This is a genomic window from Methylobacterium sp. AC832, from assembly GCF_979256025.1.
The window spans coordinates 627,406-646,178 of sequence record NZ_CEEDMV010000003.1 but is presented as its reverse complement, the minus strand read 5'-3'; the positions used below and the strand labels follow the sequence as shown (position 1 = coordinate 646,178).

The 18,773-nt window shown below is 69.7% G+C and carries 19 protein-coding genes; 3 read left to right on the top strand and 16 right to left on the bottom strand.

The window, feature by feature from the left end; translation table 11 throughout:
• Positions 1–131: 131 nt before the first annotated feature.
• The 5 genes from AC0IXR_RS14685 to AC0IXR_RS14665 form a co-directional block, all read right to left on the bottom strand.
• Positions 132–527, bottom strand: a complete 396-nt coding sequence (locus AC0IXR_RS14685; RefSeq protein WP_056425689.1) for a hypothetical protein — start codon at positions 525–527, stop codon at positions 132–134.
• 134 nt (positions 528–661) lie between these two features.
• Complete coding sequence (locus AC0IXR_RS14680) at positions 662–1,402, bottom strand: amino acid ABC transporter ATP-binding protein (RefSeq protein ID WP_471761273.1); 741 nt, start codon at positions 1,400–1,402, stop codon at positions 662–664.
• A 25-nt stretch (positions 1,403–1,427) separates the two neighbouring features.
• Complete coding sequence (locus tag AC0IXR_RS14675) at positions 1,428–2,561, bottom strand: amino acid ABC transporter permease (RefSeq protein WP_471761272.1); 1,134 nt, start codon at positions 2,559–2,561, stop codon at positions 1,428–1,430.
• 2 nt (positions 2,562–2,563) lie between these two features.
• On the bottom strand, positions 2,564–3,724 hold the full coding sequence (locus tag AC0IXR_RS14670) for an amino acid ABC transporter permease (protein ID WP_471761271.1): 1,161 nt from the start codon (positions 3,722–3,724) through the stop codon (positions 2,564–2,566).
• Between the two features lie 177 nt (positions 3,725–3,901).
• Positions 3,902–4,897, bottom strand: coding sequence for an amino acid ABC transporter substrate-binding protein (locus AC0IXR_RS14665; protein WP_207411340.1), 996 nt, complete (start codon positions 4,895–4,897; stop codon positions 3,902–3,904).
• A gap of 288 nt (positions 4,898–5,185) precedes the next feature.
• On the opposite strand from AC0IXR_RS14665, the gene metC reads away from it, so the two are divergent.
• A complete protein-coding gene (gene metC, locus AC0IXR_RS14660) occupies positions 5,186–6,373 on the top strand; it encodes a cystathionine beta-lyase (RefSeq protein ID WP_207411225.1) in 1,188 nt (395 codons plus the stop codon).
• Positions 6,374–6,559: 186 nt separating this feature from the next.
• On the opposite strand, the gene AC0IXR_RS14655 is transcribed toward metC, so the two are convergent.
• The 5 genes from AC0IXR_RS14655 to AC0IXR_RS14635 form a co-directional block, all read right to left on the bottom strand.
• On the bottom strand, positions 6,560–7,168 hold the full coding sequence (locus AC0IXR_RS14655; protein ID WP_471761269.1) for a pyridoxamine 5'-phosphate oxidase family protein: 609 nt from the start codon (positions 7,166–7,168) through the stop codon (positions 6,560–6,562).
• A gap of 10 nt (positions 7,169–7,178) precedes the next feature.
• Positions 7,179–7,520 (bottom strand): lipid-A-disaccharide synthase N-terminal domain-containing protein, encoded by a 342-nt coding sequence (locus AC0IXR_RS14650; RefSeq protein WP_056425711.1) that lies wholly within the window; start codon positions 7,518–7,520, stop codon positions 7,179–7,181.
• A gap of 88 nt (positions 7,521–7,608) precedes the next feature.
• Entirely contained in the window at positions 7,609–8,352 is a 744-nt protein-coding gene (locus AC0IXR_RS14645) for a glycosyltransferase family 2 protein (protein WP_471761268.1), read from the bottom strand.
• Positions 8,349–10,088, bottom strand: a complete 1,740-nt coding sequence (locus AC0IXR_RS14640) for an ArnT family glycosyltransferase (RefSeq protein ID WP_471761267.1) — start codon at positions 10,086–10,088, stop codon at positions 8,349–8,351. Before AC0IXR_RS14640 ends, AC0IXR_RS14645 begins: the two co-directional genes overlap by 4 nt.
• A 145-nt stretch (positions 10,089–10,233) precedes the next feature.
• The gene (locus AC0IXR_RS14635; RefSeq protein WP_471761266.1) at positions 10,234–11,247 is read right to left on the bottom strand and encodes a GlxA family transcriptional regulator; all 1,014 of its coding nucleotides are present in this window, start codon (positions 11,245–11,247) and stop codon (positions 10,234–10,236) included.
• An 83-nt stretch (positions 11,248–11,330) separates the two neighbouring features.
• On the opposite strand from AC0IXR_RS14635, the gene AC0IXR_RS14630 reads away from it, so the two are divergent.
• A complete protein-coding gene (locus AC0IXR_RS14630; protein WP_471761264.1) occupies positions 11,331–12,029 on the top strand; it encodes a DJ-1/PfpI family protein in 699 nt (232 codons plus the stop codon).
• Positions 12,030–12,032: 3 nt separating this feature from the next.
• Here the strand turns inward: AC0IXR_RS14630 and AC0IXR_RS14625 are convergent, their stop codons facing one another.
• Entirely contained in the window at positions 12,033–12,503 is a 471-nt protein-coding gene (locus AC0IXR_RS14625; RefSeq protein WP_471761262.1) for a winged helix-turn-helix domain-containing protein, read from the bottom strand.
• Between the two features lie 89 nt (positions 12,504–12,592).
• A complete protein-coding gene (locus AC0IXR_RS14620; protein WP_056425726.1) occupies positions 12,593–13,711 on the bottom strand; it encodes a replication protein RepA in 1,119 nt (372 codons plus the stop codon).
• Between the two features lie 787 nt (positions 13,712–14,498).
• Here AC0IXR_RS14620 and mazG point away from each other — a divergent pair.
• Positions 14,499–15,329: a nucleoside triphosphate pyrophosphohydrolase gene (gene mazG, locus AC0IXR_RS14615; protein ID WP_471761261.1), complete on the top strand. Its 831-nt coding sequence runs from the start codon at positions 14,499–14,501 to the stop codon at positions 15,327–15,329.
• A 37-nt stretch (positions 15,330–15,366) separates the two neighbouring features.
• Here the strand turns inward: mazG and AC0IXR_RS14610 are convergent, their stop codons facing one another.
• From AC0IXR_RS14610 to pabB, 4 genes are read right to left on the bottom strand one after another with little or no spacing between them, the layout of a single operon-like run.
• The gene (locus AC0IXR_RS14610; protein WP_471761260.1) at positions 15,367–15,816 is read right to left on the bottom strand and encodes a DoxX family protein; all 450 of its coding nucleotides are present in this window, start codon (positions 15,814–15,816) and stop codon (positions 15,367–15,369) included.
• The gene (locus AC0IXR_RS14605; RefSeq protein WP_471761259.1) at positions 15,789–16,634 is read right to left on the bottom strand and encodes an aminotransferase class IV; all 846 of its coding nucleotides are present in this window, start codon (positions 16,632–16,634) and stop codon (positions 15,789–15,791) included. The genes AC0IXR_RS14610 and AC0IXR_RS14605 overlap by 28 nt, the downstream gene beginning before the upstream one ends.
• A complete protein-coding gene (locus tag AC0IXR_RS14600; RefSeq protein WP_056425731.1) occupies positions 16,621–17,223 on the bottom strand; it encodes an anthranilate synthase component II in 603 nt (200 codons plus the stop codon). Before AC0IXR_RS14600 ends, AC0IXR_RS14605 begins: the two co-directional genes overlap by 14 nt.
• Entirely contained in the window at positions 17,220–18,617 is a 1,398-nt protein-coding gene (gene pabB / locus AC0IXR_RS14595) for an aminodeoxychorismate synthase component I (RefSeq protein ID WP_471761258.1), read from the bottom strand. The genes AC0IXR_RS14600 and pabB overlap by 4 nt, the downstream gene beginning before the upstream one ends.
• Between the last annotated feature and the right edge of the window lie 156 nt (positions 18,618–18,773).

The window sequence follows — 18,773 nt, the reverse complement described above, 5'->3', positions numbered from 1 at the left end:
TCGAATGCGAATAAGAGGCCTTCCAAAAACCATCGGCGGCTCGAGATGGGTGGCGAGCCGCTTGGCCGACCCGAATTGCTGCCGGCCGCTTCACACCTCGCTCCGCCTCCCGAGGAACGGGCGGCCCCCGATCACCGCCGTGGCGGGGTGATCGGGTCGCCGCGCAGGAGGGCGTTGAGGCGTTCGGTGTCGAAGCCGTCCGTGGCCTTCGGCTTGGCCGGGACGGGTTTCGCGGAAGCGGTCTTGGTCACCGGGGGCTTGCCCGCCGAGGAGGCGGAGGGCTTCGCCGAGGCGGGCTTCGCGCCCGTCGGACGGGGGGCCACCGGGCCTGTGGTGGAGAGGACGCCCGGCTGGAGCAGGGTCGGGATCGAGCCGGTATCCTGAGGCTCGCTCACGATCGGAGCCTGCACCATCTGTGGCGCGGGCGCCGCCGGAAGATGGGCCAGCCGGTCGGCGCTGACGAATCCGATCGCCAGGATGCTCAGCCCAAAGACGCTGCCGATGACGAGGAAGCGCAAGATACGCACGCGATACGCTTTCTACAAATACTCAACACCTTGATCACCGGTTTTAAACCAAGGCCGTTAACGAACCCGAGCATCGGCGGGCGGCCGGACCGTGCCATTTTCTGACCCTTTCTCATGTCGCTGGCAGGAGACGGTCACAGGATCTGGCTGAGGAAGGCTCGTGTCCGGGAATGCCGGGGCCTGTCGAAGAAATCGGCCGGCGGAGCGGTCTCGATGATCTGGCCCTCGTCCATGAACACCACGCGGTCGGCGATCTCGCGGGCGAAGCCCATCTCGTGGGTGACGCAGAGCATGGTCATGCCGCCGCGCGCCAGCTCGGCCATGGTGTCGAGAACCTCCTTCACCATTTCCGGGTCGAGGGCCGAGGTCGGCTCGTCGAACAGCATCACCTTCGGGCTCATGCACAAAGCGCGGCCGATCGCCACCCGCTGCTGCTGTCCGCCCGAGAGCTGGCCGGGAAACTTCCCCGCCAGCTGCGGGATGCGGACGCGCTCAAGATACTCCATCGCCAGTTTCTCGGCCGCCGCCCGGCCCATCCGCTTCACGTGGATGGGGGCCAGGGTGCAGTTCTCCAGCACGGTGAGATGGGCGAACAGGTTGAAGTGCTGGAACACCATGCCGACCTCGCGGCGCACGGCGTCCACGCTGGCCTGCGTGCCGGTGAGTTCGGTCCCATCCACCCGGATCGTGCCCTGCTGGTGCGCCTCGAGGCCGTTGACGCAGCGGATCAGGGTCGATTTGCCCGAGCCCGAGGGGCCGCAGATCACGATCTTCTCGGCCTTCGCCACCGTGAGGTCGACGTCGCGCAGGACGTGGTGGGCGCCAAACCACTTGTTGACGCCGGAGAGCGCGACGGCGGGGGAGGTCTCTGTCATCGGGTCTCATCCCTGGCTTTCACCGTCATCGCCTGTCCCCCGCCGCGAGGCGACGCTCGATGAATCCGGCATAGCGCGCCATGCCGAAGCAGACGGCAAAATAGACGAGGGCGGCGAAGATGTAGGCGGTGGCCGGGATGGTGGCGGCCGACCAGCGCGGATCGGCGCGCGAGGCTTCCAGCACGCGGATGAAATCGCTGATGCCGACGATGGAGACCAGGGTGGTGTCCTTGAACAGGCCGATCATCGTGTTGACGATGCCGGGCAGAGCCACCTTCAGGGCCTGGGGCAGGATGACGAGGCGCAGCGCCTGGCCCCGGCCGAGGCCGAGCGCCGCCGCCGCTTCGGCCTGCCCCTTCGGCACGGTCTGCAGCCCGCCGCGCACTACCTCGGCCATGTAGGCGGAGGCGAAGAGCGCGATGCCGACGAGCGGCCGCAGCAGGCGGTCCACGGTGATGTCGCCGGGCAGGAACAGCGGCAGCATCACGTTGGCCATGAACAGCACCGTGATCAGCGGCACGCCACGCCAGAACTCGATGAAGGCGGTGGAGAGCACGCGCACCACCGGCAGGGTCGAGCGCCGCCCCAGCGCCAGCAGGATGCCGAGCGGCAGGGAGACGACGATTCCCACCGTGGCCACCACCACGGTGACGAGGAAGCCGCCCCACAGGCCCGTCGCGACGGTCTTCAGCCCGAGGGACGGTGCGCCGGAGAGGAGCAGGTAGGCGATGACCGGGAAGACCAGGAACGCGAAGAGCGCGCCGAGATCGCGCCGGGGCGCCCCGAGCCAGAGCATCCATCCGGCGGCGAAGGCCAGCAGCGCGACGGCGAAGTTCGGGCGCCAGTGCTCGGCGGCGGGGTAGGAGCCATAGGCGAGGTAGTTGATCTTGTCGGCGATGAAGGCCCAGCAGGCCCCCACCGGCCGCCCCGCCACTTCCGGCCGGCAGGCATCGCCCGACGCCCCGGTCCAGACCGCGTCGATGACGAGGAAGCGGATCGCCATGGGCAGCAGCCAGGCGAGCAATCCCAGGATCGCCAGGGTGGTGAGCCCGTTGGCGAGACTCGAGAACAGGTTCCGGCGCAGCCAGCCCAGCGGTCCGCCGACGGTGGCGGGCGGCGGGCGCGAGGCGACGAGATCGGCGCGGACGAATCCCTCCATCCTCAGCGCTCCACCCTGGTCACGCGGCGATTGTAGAGGTTCATCAGGAAGGCCGTGGCGAGGCTGAGCGTGAGGTAGACCGCCATGGTGATCGCCACCACCTCCACCGCCTGGTTGGTCTGGTTGAGCACGGTGCCCATGAAGACGTGGACGAGGTCGGGATAGCCGATCAGCACGGCCAGCGACGAGTTCTTGGTGACGTTGAGATACTGGCTGGTGAGCGGCGGCACGATCGCCCGCATCGCCTGCGGGACCACCACGAGACGCAAGCTCTGGCCCCGGCTCAGCCCCAGGGCGGAGGCCGCCTCCCCCTGCCCCCGCGCCACGCTGGAGAGGCCGGCCCGCACGATCTCGGCGATGAAGGCGGCGGTATAGGTGGAGAGCCCGAGGACCAGGGCGGCGAATTCCGGCAGGATCGACAGGCCGCCCTCGACATCGTAGGGACCGCGCGCCGGCCAATCGACCGCGACCGGATGGCCGGCCAGCGCCAGCCCGATCCAGGCGAGACCCGGCAGGAGGATCGTGAGGGCCAACCCCGGCAGCCAGACCCGGACCGGAGGCAGGCCGGTCTCGGCTGCGCGGCGCGCCCGCCGTCGCAGGTGCGACAGGGCGGCGATGCCGGCGAGGAAAGCGATCGGCACCAGCCAGGCGGCGCCTGAGAATTCGGGGCTCGGCAGAACGAGACCACGCTGCGAGACGAAGGCGCCCCCCAGGCTCGCGGGAGCCTCGGCCGAGGGCAGGGCCACCCGCACGGCCACGTACCAGACGAGGAGCTGCAGCAGCAGCGGCACGTTGCGGATTGCCTCCACATAGGCGGAGGCCAGCCCGCGCGCGAGGAGGTTCGGCGACAGCCGGGCGATGCCCACCACGAAGCCGATCAGCGTGGCGAGCACGATGCCCAGCGCCGCGGCCAGCAGCGTGTTGCAGAGCCCGACGAAGAACGCATCGAGATAGGTCGAGGTCGCCGCCGCGTAGGGGATCAGCCGCTGGCCGATGTCGAACCCGGCATTGCGCGACAGGAAGCCGAACCCGGCGACGATGCCCTGTTTCGCGAGCTTCTGCGCGGCGTTGCCGGCGGCGAGATAGACGAGGCCGGCGACGGCGAGCGCCAGGAGGATCTGGAGCGCGAGGGCACGCAGGGAGGTCTTTCGGGATTCAGCCATGACGGCATCCTCCACGCGCAACCCCTCTCCCCCCTGCGGGAGAGGGTGGCCTTCGCGTCAGCGAAGGTCGGGTGAGGGGAGCGCCCTCTCCGGAAAGACCTGTGCCGGCCCCTCTCCCGCCCGCTCCGCGGGCACCCTCCCCCGCAAAGGGGGGAGGGTCTTGCTCCCACACGCCCCTCACCGGATCGGAGGCCCGTATTGCAGGCCGCCCTGGTTCCAGAGGCCATTCAGGCCGCGCGGGATCTTCAGCGGTGTCTGCGCGCCGACATTGCGCTCGAAGGAATCGCCGTAATTGCCCACATGGCGGACGATCCGGTAGGCCCAATCGGTGGTGAGACCGAGGCCCTCGCCGTATTTGCCCTCGAGGCCGAGAATGCGCTTCGCGTCGGGGCTGAGCGCCGATCGGCGCATCTCCTCGACATTGGCCTGACCGATCCCCGCCTCCTCGGCGTCGATCATGGCGTAATGGGTCCAGGCGACGAGATCGCGCCACTGATCGTCGCCCTGACGCACGCCGGGGGCGAACGGCTCCTTCGAGATCGCCTCGTCGAGGATGACGTGCTCGTCCGGATGCGCCGTCTTCAGGCGCTCGCCATAGAGGGAGGATTTGTCGGTGGAATAGGCGTCGCAGCGGCCGGATTCGTAGGCGCCCAGCGTCTGCTCGCTATTGGCGAAGGTGACGACCTTGTAGGTCAGGCCCCGCGTGCGGAACCAATCGGCGAGGTTGAGCTCGGTGGTGGTGCCCTGCTGCAGGCAGATCGTCGCCCGGTCGAGCTGTTTCACCGACGTGATGGCGAGGGACTTTCGCACCAGGAAGCCCTGCCCGTCATAGAAGGTGATGACCGGGAAGTTCATGGCGGCGGTGTCGCGCGACAGGGTCCAGGTGGTGTTGCGCGACAGGACGTCGATCTCGCCCGATTGCAGGGCGGTGAAGCGCGCGGCCGAGGATTGCGGGATGAACCGCACCTTGGCCGGATCGTCGAAGATCGCCGCCGCCAGCGCCCGGCAGAAATCCACGTCGAGCCCGCGCCACTGGCCCTGGCTGTCCGGAATGCTGAACCCCGCGACCCCGCCGCTGACGCCGCAGACGAGATGCCCCCGCGCCTTCACCTGGGCGAGGGTGCCTTGGGCGGAACCGTTCTGGGCGAGGGCGGGAGTAAGGCAGAACAGCATGATCCCCCCGACCCAAAACCTCATCCTGAGGTGCTGCGAAGCGGCCTCGAAGGAGGCCTCCAGCCAGCATCGCGCGATCTGGAGGCCTCCTTCGAGGCCGCCGCTGCGCGGCGTCACCTCAGGATGAGGTGAACGGGTCGGATGAGGCGTCGACGATGCCGGGAGACCGTTGATCATACCCGCGCATTGCAAAGGATCGGCAGGCCCGGTCAAGGGCTTCCGCTTGACGCCATTGCACAGGCGAGGCTGAGGTTGCGGCGCAACCGCCCTCCCCGCATACGGGTTTCCATGTCGAACACCCCTCCCCGCGATCCCGCCCGCTTCGGCCCGGCCACACGCCTCGTCCATGCGGGGCGCGATCCGTCCGCGCAGCATGGCTTCGTCAACACGCCGATCTATCGCGGCTCGACGGTGCTGTTCCCGACCTATGACGACCTGCAGCACCGGCGCGGGCGCTATGATTACGGCACCAGCGGCTCGCCGACGATGGATTCGCTCACCCAGGCCTGGAGCGAGCTCGCCGGGGCGGCGGGTACAGTGCTGACACCCTCGGGCCTGGCCGCCCTCACGGTCGCCCTGATGAGCGTGGTGAGCGCGGGCGACCATCTCCTCGTCACCGACAGTGCCTACCGCCCCACCCGCATCTTCTGCGACGGCGTGCTGAAGCGCTTCGGCGTGGAGGTGACCTATTACGATCCCCTCGTCGGCGCCGGCATCGGCGCTCTGATGCAAACGAACACCAAGGCGGTGCTGGTGGAGGCGCCGGGCTCGCAGAGCTTCGAGATGCAGGATGTGCCGGCCATCGCGGAGGTCGCCCATGCGCATGGCGCCGCCGTCATCATGGACAATACCTGGGCGACGCCGCTGTTCTTCCCGCCGCATGAGCGGGGCGTCGACATCGCCGTGGAGGCGGGGACCAAATATCTCAGCGGCGGCTCGGACCTGCTCCTCGGCCTCACCTCGGCCAACGAGCGATACTGGCCGGCGCTCCACCGCACCTTCGAGCATTTCGCCATGTGCGCCGGGCCGGAGGACGCGTTCCTGGCGCTGCGCGGCCTGCGCACCATGAACCTGCGCCTGCGCGAGCACGAGCGCCAGGGCCTCGCCATGGCGCGCTGGCTGCAGGCGCGGCCGGAAGTGCTGCGGGTGCTGCATCCGGCCCTGCCGGAGGATCCCGGCCACGCCATCTGGAAGCGGGACTTCTCCGGGTCGTCCGGCCTGTTCGGCGTGGTCCTCAAACCGGCGCCGGCGAACGCCGTGGCGGCGATGCTCGACGGGCTCGAATTGTTCGGGATGGGCTTTTCCTGGGGCGGCTTCGAGAGCCTCGTCATCCCGTTCGATTGCCGGACCTACCGCACCGCCACGCGCTGGGAGCCGGGCGGACCGGGCTTGCGCTTCCATATCGGCCTCGAGGAGATTTCGGATTTGCAGGCCGATCTCGATGCCGGGTTTTCGCGGTTACGCGCCGCGATGTGAGGCGCTCTTCGTAAGACACGGCGCACCGTCATCCCGGGTCGCCAAAGGCGAGCCCGGGATCCAGAGCCGCTGCCGGTGCATCGCCTTGCGCTGTCGTCGCTTCTGGATTCCGGGCTCCGCTACGCGGCCCCGGAATGACGGCGGATGACGATCGTGAGGGGGGTTCCAAAACAGAAAAAGGGTTTTTCACGGCGCCAGCCAGGTCCCCGCCCAGCCGTCGCCGTCTCGCTTCCAGGCGGCGCGCCGGTGTCCCCGCCGGTCGAGGAACAGGAATTCGAGCCGGGTGGCACTCACCTGAACCGCGCAGAAATTCGGCCGGCCGGCGGCGATGGCCGCGTCGGTCTCCGGCAGAGAATAGCCCTCGCCCGAGGCGAGTTCGGTGCCGGGCCCCGGCGCCACGCCATAGCAGACCCGGCTCATCGCCATCGATCCGTCCCAGGCGGTATCCGCCAGGGCATCGTCGGTATGGAGCGTGGCCGGGCCCGAGACCCGGATCTGGACCTTGCTCGCCGAATCGTAGCCGTGCAGCGCGGCCCGGCCGGAGGCGGCGATCTCGGCGGCCTTGCGGGACCGGCGGTCGCAATGGAAGCGCAGGATCCCGGTCCGCCGGTCGGCCTCGCGCAGGACGATGGTGCGGACCTGCGGGCAGCCGTCGGCATCCACCGTGGCGAGGGCCGGCATGTGGAAGGCGTTGCGGCGCAGCCTCGGCCCGTCCTCCAGAAGCTGCCAGAGATGGGCCAGGCTGGCGTCGAGATCGTCGAAGAAATCCGGCAGCGGAATCGTCGGGGGAGTCATGCCGAGAACGTCACGGAACGGGATCCGCCCCGGACTTCCGGCGCTTTTCCTTCAGGATCAGCGCGACGTTGCGGAGATAGATGCCCGTCGAGAGGGCTTGTCCGAAGATGATGACCGGCTCGCGCCGCACCAGCCCGTAGACCAGGGTCATCAGCCCGCCCGCGATGGAGAGGAACCAGAACGAGAGCGGCATGACGCTGCGGCCGGCCTTCTCGCTCGCCAGCCATTGCAGGATGAAGCGGGCACCGAACACGACCTGGGCCAGAATGCCGAAGACCAGCCAGCCGTCGAACTTGGTGACGAAGATGTCGTAGGCGTAGCCGCTCAGGTCTTCCGAAAGCTGCATCAGCATGGGTTCAGGCCTCCCCACCGGTCACGAGAGCGCTCTGCGCCGAAGTGGATGCCGGTTCGGCGAAAAAAGAGCTTGGCACGACAAAGGTCTAGATCTCCACCGCCTCGGGCGAGGGCCGCTTGCGGCGGATCAGCCACCACACCCCCGCGAGATCGAGGAGCCCGACCCAGAGCCGGTCGAACAGGCCGTAATTGGAGCGCCCGGTGAAGCGCGGCCGGTCGACCACGTCGGCATGGACCACGCGGTAGCCCTCGCGGGCGACGAGGGCCGGCATGAAGCGGTGCAGCGCATCGAAATAGGGCAGCGCACGGTAGACCTCGCGCCGGAACACCTTCATGCCGCAGCCGGTATCGCGGGTGTCGTCCTTGAGGATGCGGCCGCGCACGCCGTTGGCGATGCGCGATTGCAGGGTCTTCAGGCGCCCGTCCTTGCGGCCGACGCGCTGGCCCTGGGCCAAGCCCGTGCTCCGGCCGCCCTCCTCCAGGGCCGCCACCAGGGCAGGGATGAAGGCCGGATCGTTCTGGCCGTCGCCATCGAGGGTGGCGATGAGGGCGCCGCGCGCCACGGCGACGCCGCTGCGGATCGCGGCCGATTGCCCGCCGCTGCGGGCATGGCGGACTACGCGCAGCCAGGGCCGGGTACGGCGCAGATCGCCGAGGACCGCCCCGGTGGAGTCGGTGGAGCCGTCATCCACGTAGATCACCTCGAACGGGGCGAGGGCCGAGCAGGCGCGCTCGATCTCGGTGACGAGACTCTCGACATTGCCGGCCTCGTTCTTCACCGGGACGACGATGGACAGGCGGGTGGAGGGTACTGTGTCGGTTTGGGTCACGGGGTCACCGCATAGGCCGAGAGGTCGATCCGCCGGCCGCTGTTGATGTTGAAGCCGGAGACCCGGCCGACCGGGGCAGCCTTGACGGGGGTATCCTTAGCGCGTGTCCCCGCCCGCCGGAACTCGTCCAGGAACGGCTCGGTGACGAAGACGAGGCGGCAGCCGCCCCCTGTCAGGAACTCCGCCGCCTCGGCCCCGGTATTCAGCATGGCGAGGTCCGTCCCGATGAGGAAGACGAGGCTCGGCTCGCGGTAGCCGAGGCTGGCGACTTTCGGGGCGGTGCAGGGCAGCCCGTCGCGAAGGGCGGCGAGGCGCGGCGAGACCTTCAGCGCCGCCAGTACCGGCTGGGTCAGGCCGAACACCGCCGGCGAGAGCAGGGCCGAGGCCAGGATGGCGCAGGCCAGCGCCCGTTCGGGCAGGCGGCGGGCGAACAGCACGACAGCGAGGATCGCGGCGGCGCAGGAGGCCAGCAGCAGCGGCAGCCCGGCGACGGGGATCACGTGGTCGAAGGTCCAGGCCACGCCGACGAGGCCGAGGGTCAGGCCGACCGGGATCAGCACCACCAGGGCGGCCACGGCCCTGGCTCCCCGCCGGCCCCGATCGAGGGCGCCGCGCCCCACGGCCAGGAGGGTGAGGATCGCCACGGCCGGCATCAGCGGCAGGACGTAATGCGGCAGCTTGGTCGGCACGGCCTCGAACAGGATCCAGGCGGGCACGATCCAGGCGAGGAGGAACGCGATCGCATCGTCGCGCCGGTTGGCGAAGGCGAAGGGCGCGCTCAGCGCCGCGAAGGCGGCCCCCGGCCAGAAGGTGGCGAAGAACACCGCCAGATAGGTGCCGGGCGGCGCGCCGTGCTTCTCGGCGGCTCCCCCCACCTTGCCGAGCATGTCGCGACCCACCGCCTCGCCGAAGAACGCGCCGCCGCTCTTCCACGCGATGGCGACGAACCAGGGGGCGACGATGGCCAGGGTCAGCCCGAGGCCGAGGCCGGGACGCAGGTCCATGAGCCAGCGGCCGGACCGCTCCTTCAGGGACAGCGCGAACGCGGCGAGCCCGACGAAGAGCGGCACCATCGGCCCCTTGATCAGGATGCCGATCGCCATGGCCAGCCAGAACACCAGCACGGTCGTGAGATCGGGCCGGCCCCGCGTCCGTCCGGGCGTGATCCGGCCGAGCCAGACCCGCGCCAGCGCGCCCATCGCGGCGACCGAGCAGGCGGTGAGAAGGGCGTCCGTCTTGGCGAGGCGCGCCTCCGCCGAGATCATGATGCAGGCCGAGAACAGGGCGGCGGCGACGAGCGCGCCCCGGCGCGGCAGGAAGGCGAGGGCCGCCCAATAGGTGAACAGGCTCGCCAACAGCGCGCCGATCAGCGAGGGCACGCGGTAGAACGCGATGGTGGTGCGGGCCCGGTCGACCCCCAGGGCCTCGGCCCCCTTCACCACCGTGGCCTGCACCCAGTAGATCCCCACCGGCTTCTTGTGGCGCGCCTCGCCCTGGAAGCGGATGTCGACGATGTCGCCGGTCTCGATCATCTGCTTCGAGGCCTGGGCGAAGCGCGGCTCGTCGCGGTCCATCGGCTGGAGCGAGACGAAGCCCGGCAGGAAACAGACGAGGCAGAGAGCCAGGAGCAGGGCGCAGGCGCGGGCATGGCTCGCCGAGGCCGCCTCGATCAGCCTGTCGAGGAAGCCCGCTCCATCGCCGGGCGGGACGGCATGTCCGGCATCGGCGGTTCTCATGAGACGGGACGCAGTGGGGCGGACATGGGGCGGCTCCGGGCCGACGGGCAGCCCTTGACGATCGGTCGATGCCGCGACGGGCGGCGGTGTCGATGATGCGGCCGGGAAAGTCAAATTCGCCCGCATCGGAGGAGCGCTGCCAGGATCACGCAAAAGCAGCGAAACGACGGCGGTACTCGCCGGGCGTCGTCGCGATCCGGCGCAGGAAGACCCGGCGCAGGGTTTCCTCGGCACGAAAGCCACAGCGTTCGGCGATGCGCTTCAGCGGCAGGTCGGTCTCCTCCAGCAGCCGGCGGGCGGCCTCGAAACGGATGCCCTCGATCGCCTCGGCCGGGCTGCGGCCCGTCGCGGCGCGGTAATGCCGGGCGAAACTGCGCGGGCTCATCCCGGCCCGGTCGGCCAAGGCGGGAATCGTCAGATCGGCGGCGAGGTTCTCGCCGATCCAGGCATGGAGGCGGCCGAACCGGTCGTCGCCCCCCTGAAGCGAAAGGGCCGCGCTGAACTGGGCCTGCCCGCCGGGCCGCTTGAGGAACACGACGAGGTGCCGCGCCACGGCCAGGGACGTCTCCCGCCCGAGATCGGCCTCCACCAGGGCCAGGGCGAGATCGATACCGGCGGTGACCCCGGCCGAGGTCCAGAGCGCGCCGTCGCGGATGAAGATCGGGTCGGCCTCGACCCTCGCCGCCGGATAGAGGGCCCGCAGGGCATCGCAGCGGGTCCAGTGGGTGACCACGCGGCGGCCGTCGAGGAGGCCGGCCGCACCGAGGAGGAAGGCCCCGGTGCAGACCGAGGCGACGCGACGCGACCGGGCGGCCCGGCCGGACAGCCAGGAGACCAGGCCGGGATTGTCGAGATGGGCATGAACCCCTCGCCCGCCGGCGACGATCAGCGTGTCGATGGAGCCGGAATCCGGAACCAGACCCTCGGCGGTCAGTGCGAGACCCGAGGAGGTGACGACGGAGCCGGCACGCTCGGCGACGACGCTAACCCGATAAGGGGATGGCCGTCCGGCGTCGACGAAAAGGTCGTTGGCGGTGGCAAAGACCTGGAGCGGACCGGCTACATCGAGGAGCTGCACCCCCGGATAGGCCAGGATTGCCACGGCGAGTGGTCGCTCCCGCAATGGGTGGTTTGGCAGGATACGAGGGTTTTTGGTCATGTCGGCCGGCAACCTGCGCCGGTATCGTCGGTCCTGTCCAGCCGCGGCCTTTCCGTTGCCGCCCCCTCCCGGAGACCCTTGCCATGCCCCAGACCGAGATCCGCTTCGAGATCGGCCTCCTGACCTTCGAGGGCGTGCAGCAGCTCGACCTCACCGCGCCCTACGAGGTCTTCGCCTCGCTGCCGGGGGCGCGCGTCCATCTCGTCGGCCTCGACCGCGCCACCATCGTCAGCGCCACCGGATTGCCGCTGACGCCCACGACGGATCTCGCCGCCTGCCCGCCCCTCGACCTCCTCTGCATTCCGGGCGGGATCGGCGTGAACGCCCTGATGACGCACGCGCCGGTACTCGATTTCGTGCGCGCCCAAGCCGAGCGGCCGATCCTCGTCACCTCGGTCTGCACCGGCGCCCTCATCCTCGGGGCGGCGGGGCTGCTGAGGGGAAAGCGCGCGACCACCCATTGGGGCGCCCTCGACCTCTTGGCGGCCTTCGGGGCGATCCCGGTCGACGAGCGGATCGTGCGCGACGGACGGATCATCACCGGGGGCGGCGTCACCGCCGGCCTCGATTTCGCCCTCGCGGCGGTGGCCGAGCTCGCGGGCCGGACGGAAGCCGAGACGATCCAGCTGGCTCTCGAATACGCGCCGGCCCCGCCCTTCTCGGCGGGCCATCCCGGAACGGCCTCGCCTGAGGTGGTCGCGGCCGCCCGCGCGCGATTCGCCGCTTCGCGCGCCGCCCGCGAAACGATCATCGCGGGGATCACCCGGAACGGGGGGTTCTGAGCCTCATTCGTCATCGGGCCCGGCGGCAAGGGCATAGACCGCGTCGCCGAGGCGCTGGAACGGACCGTCGGGCCCCGAGCGCTTCCACAGCCGGGTGTTGAGGGCCGCCACCGGGTCGATGCCGGGGACCGACAGGCCGCGCAGGGTCAGGCCCTCCAGGATCTCGGCGGCGTGGAGAGGCCGGCCCGCCTCCTCGAGGATCTCGGAGGCGGCCTCCATGAGGAGACGGCCCTCGCGCCGGGCCTGCGACCGGTCGCCGCCGGATTCGCCCGCAGGCTCCTCGCTTGCCGAATCCGGCGGCGGGGCGACCGGGGCCGGATCCCGCCGCCCGTCACCCGCCTCTCCGGCGGGCCCGGATATCCGGCGGCCGATATCGAGGAAGAGCGTGAGGTCGGCGATGGCCCGCTCGATCCGGGCCCGCTCACGATAGAGGTCGGAGAGGCGTGCCTCGGCCTCGGCTTCCGTCAGGAACATGGTGGCACCTCTGGAATATTCCAATTATGGAATATCTAGCAGAAGGCGTGCCGGGATGGAATATTCCTCTCGAATATTTGGAAGATGCCTCAGCCCGCGAGGGCGCGCCGTGCCGCACCGGCCTTGGATGCGCCCGCCTTCGCCCCGCCGAGCCTGGGCGGAACCAGCAGGGCGCTCGGATGGGCGGGCTGGAGCATCATGCCGGCCTCGTCGAGGGAGACGGGCAGTTTCGGGAAGACCTCCTGCATATGGGCGAGATCGGCCTTGAAGGCCTGCCGGAAGCTGCGGATGCTGGCATTGTCGGCACCGAACTGGCTGTGCAGGTTGGCCCAGGTCAGCCGCAGCGGGCGCTGCAGGACGCGCAGGCGGTAGCCGAGCCAGAACAGGAGATCGAGCTTGCGGGCCGAGCCGGCGAAGGCGCGGGCCGCGCGGATATCGACCGGCAGGGCGTGCTGGATCAGGTTGTCGTAGAAATCCTGGTGGAACTGGACGGTCTTCGACCAGACCTGCCCCTCCCCCGATCCGTGCGAGAGCCAGAGGTCGAGCTGGCGGAAGGGCGGCACGTTGAGGGTGCTGGCCTTGTCGCTGCCGTCCCAGAGGCCGATCTGCAGGGTACAGGCGGCGAGCCGGTTGAGCTGTTCCTTGAACTGCCGGATCGTGCCGCGCTCGCCGCCGGTGACGGAAAATCCCATCTCCTTCATGAAGCCCGACAGGCTGTCCGCCACCGTGATGGTGGGGCTGCGCTGGCGCACCGCCTCGGTGCAGAGATGCAGCAGGACGAGGCGGGCCTTGGGGCCGTAGGGCAGGCCCTGGAACTCCATCTCGCCATTGACCGGGTTCTTGAGGCGGCCGGCCAGCAGGCTGAGGGAATTGCGGCCGTATTCCCGGAAGAACTCGCGGGCATCGCCCGGATCGCGATAGGGCAGGCCGCACAGGGCCAGCACGCTGTGGATGTGCTGCAGGTTCTCCGGCAGGGTCGGTTCGTTCTCGATGACCTCGCGCACCATGTCGCGCCGGCGCCGGTCGCGGGGCATGGCGCCGCGCATGTCGGCGGCCTCGCGCAGGCTCGCCGCCTCGGCGTCGCGGGCACGCTGCCGATGGAGGATATGCTCGACGATGCTTCCGAACAGGAAGCTGCCGCGGCCGGCCTCGACCTCCTCCAGGAGGTCGGGATCACGGATCTGGGCGAGCTTCTCCTCGATCCCCATGGCTGTCATCGATACCGGCGGCTCTGGTCACTGAACTCCCGCCATCGCACGATTCCGAGGCCAGGAGTCGCCGGGGCCGGATCTTATCCCGACAATCCACGGAGTCGGCCCAAGGGCTCGGCCAAGGGCTCGGCCAAGGGCTCGGCCAAGGGCTCGGCCAAGGGCTCGGCCAAGGGCTCGGCCAAGGGCTCGGCCACGGAACCCCGCAGCCGGGGGATGGGCCGCACCCGTGCGGCGATCCCGCCGCCGGAAGAGACCGCCCCTCAGCCCTTCCGAGGTCTACGCAGAGTTCGATACGGGCCGGAATTCCGTTCTATCCCCATACTTCACCGGCAAACCCCGTTCTCCCCGCAGAATTCCATACGGATCGGCGCAGAATCGCATACGGATCGGGGCCGCGACAGCGCAGAATCCGATACGGAACCACGCAGAGTTCGATACGTCCTCGCGCAGAGTTCGATACGCGAAAGGGTCTCAACCTACGGGGAGACCACGCGAATTCGCCGTCCCATATAACTTGCTGAACTGACTCTCTAAAAAGAGGTTACTGATATCTTTCCTAAGGGGTCGGTGGGTCGTTCGCTTTACCGGACGGCACGGTTCTTTGATCGATATCTTGGAATTTCCAGAATTCCTCCTCTCCCGGTCCACAGGTTCGGCACAGACGAGGATGGATCGTGCCCCCCTGCGACACCGGCTTGAGGGGACGCCACCGGTTGGCCTAACCGTGGCCGAGCCCGGACTTGCGCCCTTCCCCCTTCCTGACTTTCTCCAGCATGGTGAGCCCGTGACATCCGAAGCCCCGATCGAGACCCTGCTGCGATTGATGGCGGCCCTGCGCGATCCCGAACGGGGCTGCGCCTGGGACCAGGTCCAGACCCTCGACAGCCTCGCCCCCTACGCGCTGGAGGAGGCCTACGAGGTGGTGGACGCCATCGAACGTGGCGATCTCGCCGATCTCCAGGGGGAACTCGGCGATCTCCTGCTCCAGGTCGTGTTCCAGGCGCGGGTCGCCGAGGAGGCCGGGAGCTTCGCCTTCGACGATGTGGTCTGGACGATCTGCGCCAAGCTGATCCGGCGGCATCCGCATGTGTTCGAGGCGGATGGGTCGCTGCTGGCGGATGGTCCCGAGCGCCTGAACCTGACGCAGCTCGACGCCAACTGGAATGCGGCGAAAGCGGCGGAACGGTCGGAGAAGACGGGGCGGTCCGAACACACCGGGGGCGACCTCCTCGGCTCCGTCGCCAAGGCCCTGCCCGCCCTCACCCGGGCCGAGAAGATCAGCCGCAACGCGGCGCGGCACGGATTCGACTGGCCGGACGCGGCCTCAGTCGTCGCCAAGATCCGCGAGGAGGTGGACGAGGTCGCCGACGCGCTCGGGCGGAACGACCCGGATCACCTCGCCGAGGAGATCGGCGACCTGCTCTTCGCGGTGGTGAATCTCGCCCGGCATTCTGGAATAGATCCGGAATATTCCTTGAAAAGAGGGAATATCAAGTTCGAGCGGCGCTTCCACGCCATGGCGGCTTTGATCGCGGAGGATGGGGCAAGCCTGGAAGAGGCCGATCTTTCCGCCATGGAAGCCGCTTGGCAGCGGGTGAAGCGTTCGGAAGCCTGATCGCCGGCTGGCTTCGGTCCGTTCGCCCGCCCGCGCTCTACCGCTGCCCGAACGGCCAATCGACGATCCGCGTGGCGTGGAGCGCCCACCAGACCAGAACCGGTTGGAGGGCGAGGCGGGGCCCGTGATACCACCAGCTGTCGGGCAGGCCGGGAACGGAGATCCCCTCGACCGCGTGCTTGATATTGGCCGGGAACACGCAGATCGCGTAGGCGGCCAGGGCGTAGCCGGCAGCGCGGCGGGTGCGCGCGACGAACAGGCCCGCCACGCAGGCGAGTTCGTAGAGACCCGTCAGGATGACGACCTGCCTCGGCCAGGGCACCCAATCGGGCATGATCGGCAGGAACCTGTCGGCGGCCGCGAGGTGGAGGAGGCCGATGCCGCCATAGAGCGCGGCGAGGCCGAGCCGCGAGAGCAGGCGGCTGTGCGTTGGGGCCTCCGGCGTGGTGATCTCCGGCCTCACGCCACCTCCGGCGCGACGCCGCATTCCTCGGCGATGAGGCGGCGGAGCGCGTGGCTCAACGCGGCGACGGTCTCGTGCCCGCCGGGGAACGCCGTCGTCCCGATCGCCGTAACAGGGGAGAGGCCCCGCAGGGAATTGGTCATGAGCACCGCCTCAGCGGCCAGGACCTCCTCGAGGGCGAGGGAGCGTTCCGTGGTCTCGATGCCGAGGGATTCCGCCAAGCCGAGAACCTGCGCCCGGACGATGCCGGGCAGTACGCCGTCCGACAGCGGCGGGGTGACGAGGCGCCTGTCCAGGATTGCGAACAGGTTGCCGGTCCCGGCGCAGGCGAGGTGGCCTTTGGTGTTGAGGAACAGGGCCTCGTCGAAGCCCAGCGCCCTCGCCTCCCGGGCGGCGAGGATGGCGTCGAGATAGCCCAGCGTCTTGATCCTCGCGGTCGGCGAGGTCTCGTTGCGGCGGATCGTGCTCGGATGCAGCGAGACCGGCGCGAAACCCGACCCCGCCCGGCGCGGCGTGGCGGCGATCCACCAGACCGGCCGGGCCGGCTCCGGCGGGGCGAGACCGCGCGGGCCGGAGCCGCGGGTGATCGTGGTGCGGAGCGCGCCGTCGCCGATGGCAGCGGCGACGCGGCGCATCGCCTCCCCCACCGCTTCCCGGTCGATGAAGAATCCCAAATCCTCGGCCGAGGTGGCGAGCCGGGCGAGATGCGCCTCATGGAAGGCGAGGCGGCCGCCGAGGCAGAGGGCCGTGTCGAAGAGGCCGTCCCCGAGGGTCAGGCCCCGGTCGGCGAGGTCGAAAACATGGCGGCTGCCCTCGTGGAGGACACCGTCAAACCACAGCATCGCGGCTCTCCCGCCACCGGCGCGCCAGATCGAGGAAGTTGCCGAACACCGCGTGGCCGTTCTCGGTCAGCACCGATTCCGGGTGGAACTGCACGCCCATCGTCGGGTGGCGCCGGTGCGACAGGGCCATCACCTCGCCCTCCCCCGATACGGCATCGACGACGAGGGATTCGTCCATGCCCGGCTGCGGCGTGACGATGAGGGAATGGTAGCGGCCCACCTGCATCGGGTCGGGCAGGCCCGCGAACAGGCCGGACCCGTCATGCCGGATCGCCGTCGCCTGGCCGTGGAGCGGCCGCGCCGCCCGCTCGACCCGACCGCCGAAGGCCGCACCGATGGCCTGGTGGCCGAGGCAGACGCCGAGGATCGGGATCTCGCCGGACAGGGCCTCGATGGCGGGCAGGGTCACGCCGGCCTCGTTGGGGGTGCAGGGGCCGGGCGAGAGGATCAGCGCCTCGGGGGCGAGCGCGCGGATGCCGGCGACGTCGACGGCGTCGTTGCGCAGCACCTTCACCTCCTGGCCGAGCTCCTCCACGTAGCGCACCACGTTGAAGACGAAGGAATCGTAATTGTCGACGACGAGGATCATGACGCCTCGCCCTCGTTCCGGTCGGGCTCGAAGGCGGCGAAGACTCGCGCCGCCTTGGTCAGGGTCTCCTCGTACTCCGCGGCCGGGTCGGAGAGGAGCGTCACCCCTCCCCCGGCCTGGAGCACGGCGCGGGACTCGTCCATGAACACGGTGCGGATGGCGATGGAGGTGTCGAGCGACCCGTCGAACCCGATGGCGCCGATGGCCCCGCAATAGAGCTCGCGGGCATCACCCTCGATCTCGGTAATGATGTCCATGGCGCGCAGTTTCGGGGCCCCGGTGATCGAGCCGCCGGGGAAGGTGGCGGCGATCAGGTCGATGGCGTCGAGCCCCTGGCGCAGGGTCCCGGTCACCACGGAGACGAGGTGGTGGACAGAGGCGTAGGATTCGAGCCCGCACAGGACCGGCACCTTGACGCTGTGCGGCTCGCAGATCCGCGAAAGGTCGTTGCGCAGGAGATCGACGATCATGATGTTCTCGGCCCGCTCCTTGACGTTGGCCTGGAGCGCCTCGCCCAGAGCCCGGTCCTCGGCGGGATCCTCCACCCGGCGCACGGTGCCCTTGATCGGCCGGGTCTCCACCGCCCTGCCCTGCAGCTTCATGAAGCGCTCGGGACTGCTCGACGCGATGGTGAGAGCGTCGAAGGACAGATAAGCGCCGAAGGTCGCCGGGTTGGTCTCACGCAGGCGGTGATAGAGCGCGAAGGGATCGTATCCCGTCGGCAGCGCCGCCTCGAAGCGCTGGGCGATGTTGGCCTGGTAGATGTCGCCGGCCCGGATGTAGTCGCGGACCGTCTCCACCGCCGCCTCGTAGGAAGCCCTGGTGAAGTTGGAGCGCCAGGCGAGGGGCGCGGCCTCTGCTCTCGTCCGGGCGCCGCCGCCGCCCGCGAGCAACTCCGCGAAACGGTCGAGCCGCGCCCGCGCCCGGTCGGCGCGGGCGGAATCCGTCAGCTCCGGAAAGCCGTTGGCGACGAGCCGGCAGGTGCGGCTGTCATGGTCGATGGAGAGGATCGTGTCGTAGAGATTGAAGGCGATGTCGTCGGTGAGGCCGGCGCGGCGGGCCGGCGGCGTCACCCGCTCCAGGCAGGCGCCGAGATCGTAAGCGAAATAGCCGATGGCCCCGCCGGGAAAGCCGAATCCCTCGTCGCCCGCCATCCGGTAGGGCGCGAGGCAGGCGCGCAGGGCCTCCAGGCCGGACCCCTCGAGCGGGCGTCCGTCGAGCGTCGCGCGGCCGTTCGCGTAGCGGAACCGCCCGAACGGATCGGCGGCCACGATCGAGACGCGCCCCAGGGTCTCGTGGCGCATGGCGCTGTCGAGGAAGGCCAGTCCCGGCAGGGACGAGAACGCCTCGGCCGCCGCGACGGGATCGATGAAGGGGATCTCGCGGGTCCACATGATGCTGTCGGACTTAAGAGCTTCGCGCGGGCTGGGACACGGGGCCCTCCTGCGGCATGGTTTCCTGATGACGCGCCACAGGTGACACGGGTCGCGGTCCGACGGAAGCCGCGCGGGCTGCATGGGCCGTGCAGGCTGGCGGCATGGTGCCCGGAA

What these genes read in the sequence shown, in the direction of transcription:
- AC0IXR_RS14635 (WP_471761266.1), bottom strand. Translation starts at nt 11,247, where the DNA reads ATGACCAAAAACCCTCGTATCCTGCCAAACCACCCATTGCGGGAGCGA.
- AC0IXR_RS14610 (WP_471761260.1), bottom strand. Translation starts at nt 15,816, where the DNA reads ATGCGGCGTCGCGCCGGAGGTGGCGTGAGGCCGGAGATCACCACGCCG.
- AC0IXR_RS14600 (WP_056425731.1), bottom strand. Translation starts at nt 17,223, where the DNA reads ATGATCCTCGTCGTCGACAATTACGATTCCTTCGTCTTCAACGTGGTG.
- AC0IXR_RS14655 (WP_471761269.1), bottom strand. Translation starts at nt 7,168, where the DNA reads ATGACTCCCCCGACGATTCCGCTGCCGGATTTCTTCGACGATCTCGAC.
- AC0IXR_RS14670 (WP_471761271.1), bottom strand. Translation starts at nt 3,724, where the DNA reads ATGGCTGAATCCCGAAAGACCTCCCTGCGTGCCCTCGCGCTCCAGATC.
- AC0IXR_RS14675 (WP_471761272.1), bottom strand. Translation starts at nt 2,561, where the DNA reads ATGGAGGGATTCGTCCGCGCCGATCTCGTCGCCTCGCGCCCGCCGCCC.
- AC0IXR_RS14665 (WP_207411340.1), bottom strand. Translation starts at nt 4,897, where the DNA reads ATGCTGTTCTGCCTTACTCCCGCCCTCGCCCAGAACGGTTCCGCCCAA.
- AC0IXR_RS14625 (WP_471761262.1), bottom strand. Translation starts at nt 12,503, where the DNA reads ATGTTCCTGACGGAAGCCGAGGCCGAGGCACGCCTCTCCGACCTCTAT.
- AC0IXR_RS14630 (WP_471761264.1), top strand. Translation starts at nt 11,331, where the DNA reads ATGCCCCAGACCGAGATCCGCTTCGAGATCGGCCTCCTGACCTTCGAG.
- AC0IXR_RS14620 (WP_056425726.1), bottom strand. Translation starts at nt 13,711, where the DNA reads ATGGGGATCGAGGAGAAGCTCGCCCAGATCCGTGATCCCGACCTCCTG.
- metC (WP_207411225.1), top strand. Translation starts at nt 5,186, where the DNA reads ATGTCGAACACCCCTCCCCGCGATCCCGCCCGCTTCGGCCCGGCCACA.
- pabB (WP_471761258.1), bottom strand. Translation starts at nt 18,617, where the DNA reads ATGTGGACCCGCGAGATCCCCTTCATCGATCCCGTCGCGGCGGCCGAG.
- AC0IXR_RS14650 (WP_056425711.1), bottom strand. Translation starts at nt 7,520, where the DNA reads ATGCTGATGCAGCTTTCGGAAGACCTGAGCGGCTACGCCTACGACATC.
- AC0IXR_RS14640 (WP_471761267.1), bottom strand. Translation starts at nt 10,088, where the DNA reads ATGAGAACCGCCGATGCCGGACATGCCGTCCCGCCCGGCGATGGAGCG.
- AC0IXR_RS14680 (WP_471761273.1), bottom strand. Translation starts at nt 1,402, where the DNA reads ATGACAGAGACCTCCCCCGCCGTCGCGCTCTCCGGCGTCAACAAGTGG.
- AC0IXR_RS14605 (WP_471761259.1), bottom strand. Translation starts at nt 16,634, where the DNA reads ATGCTGTGGTTTGACGGTGTCCTCCACGAGGGCAGCCGCCATGTTTTC.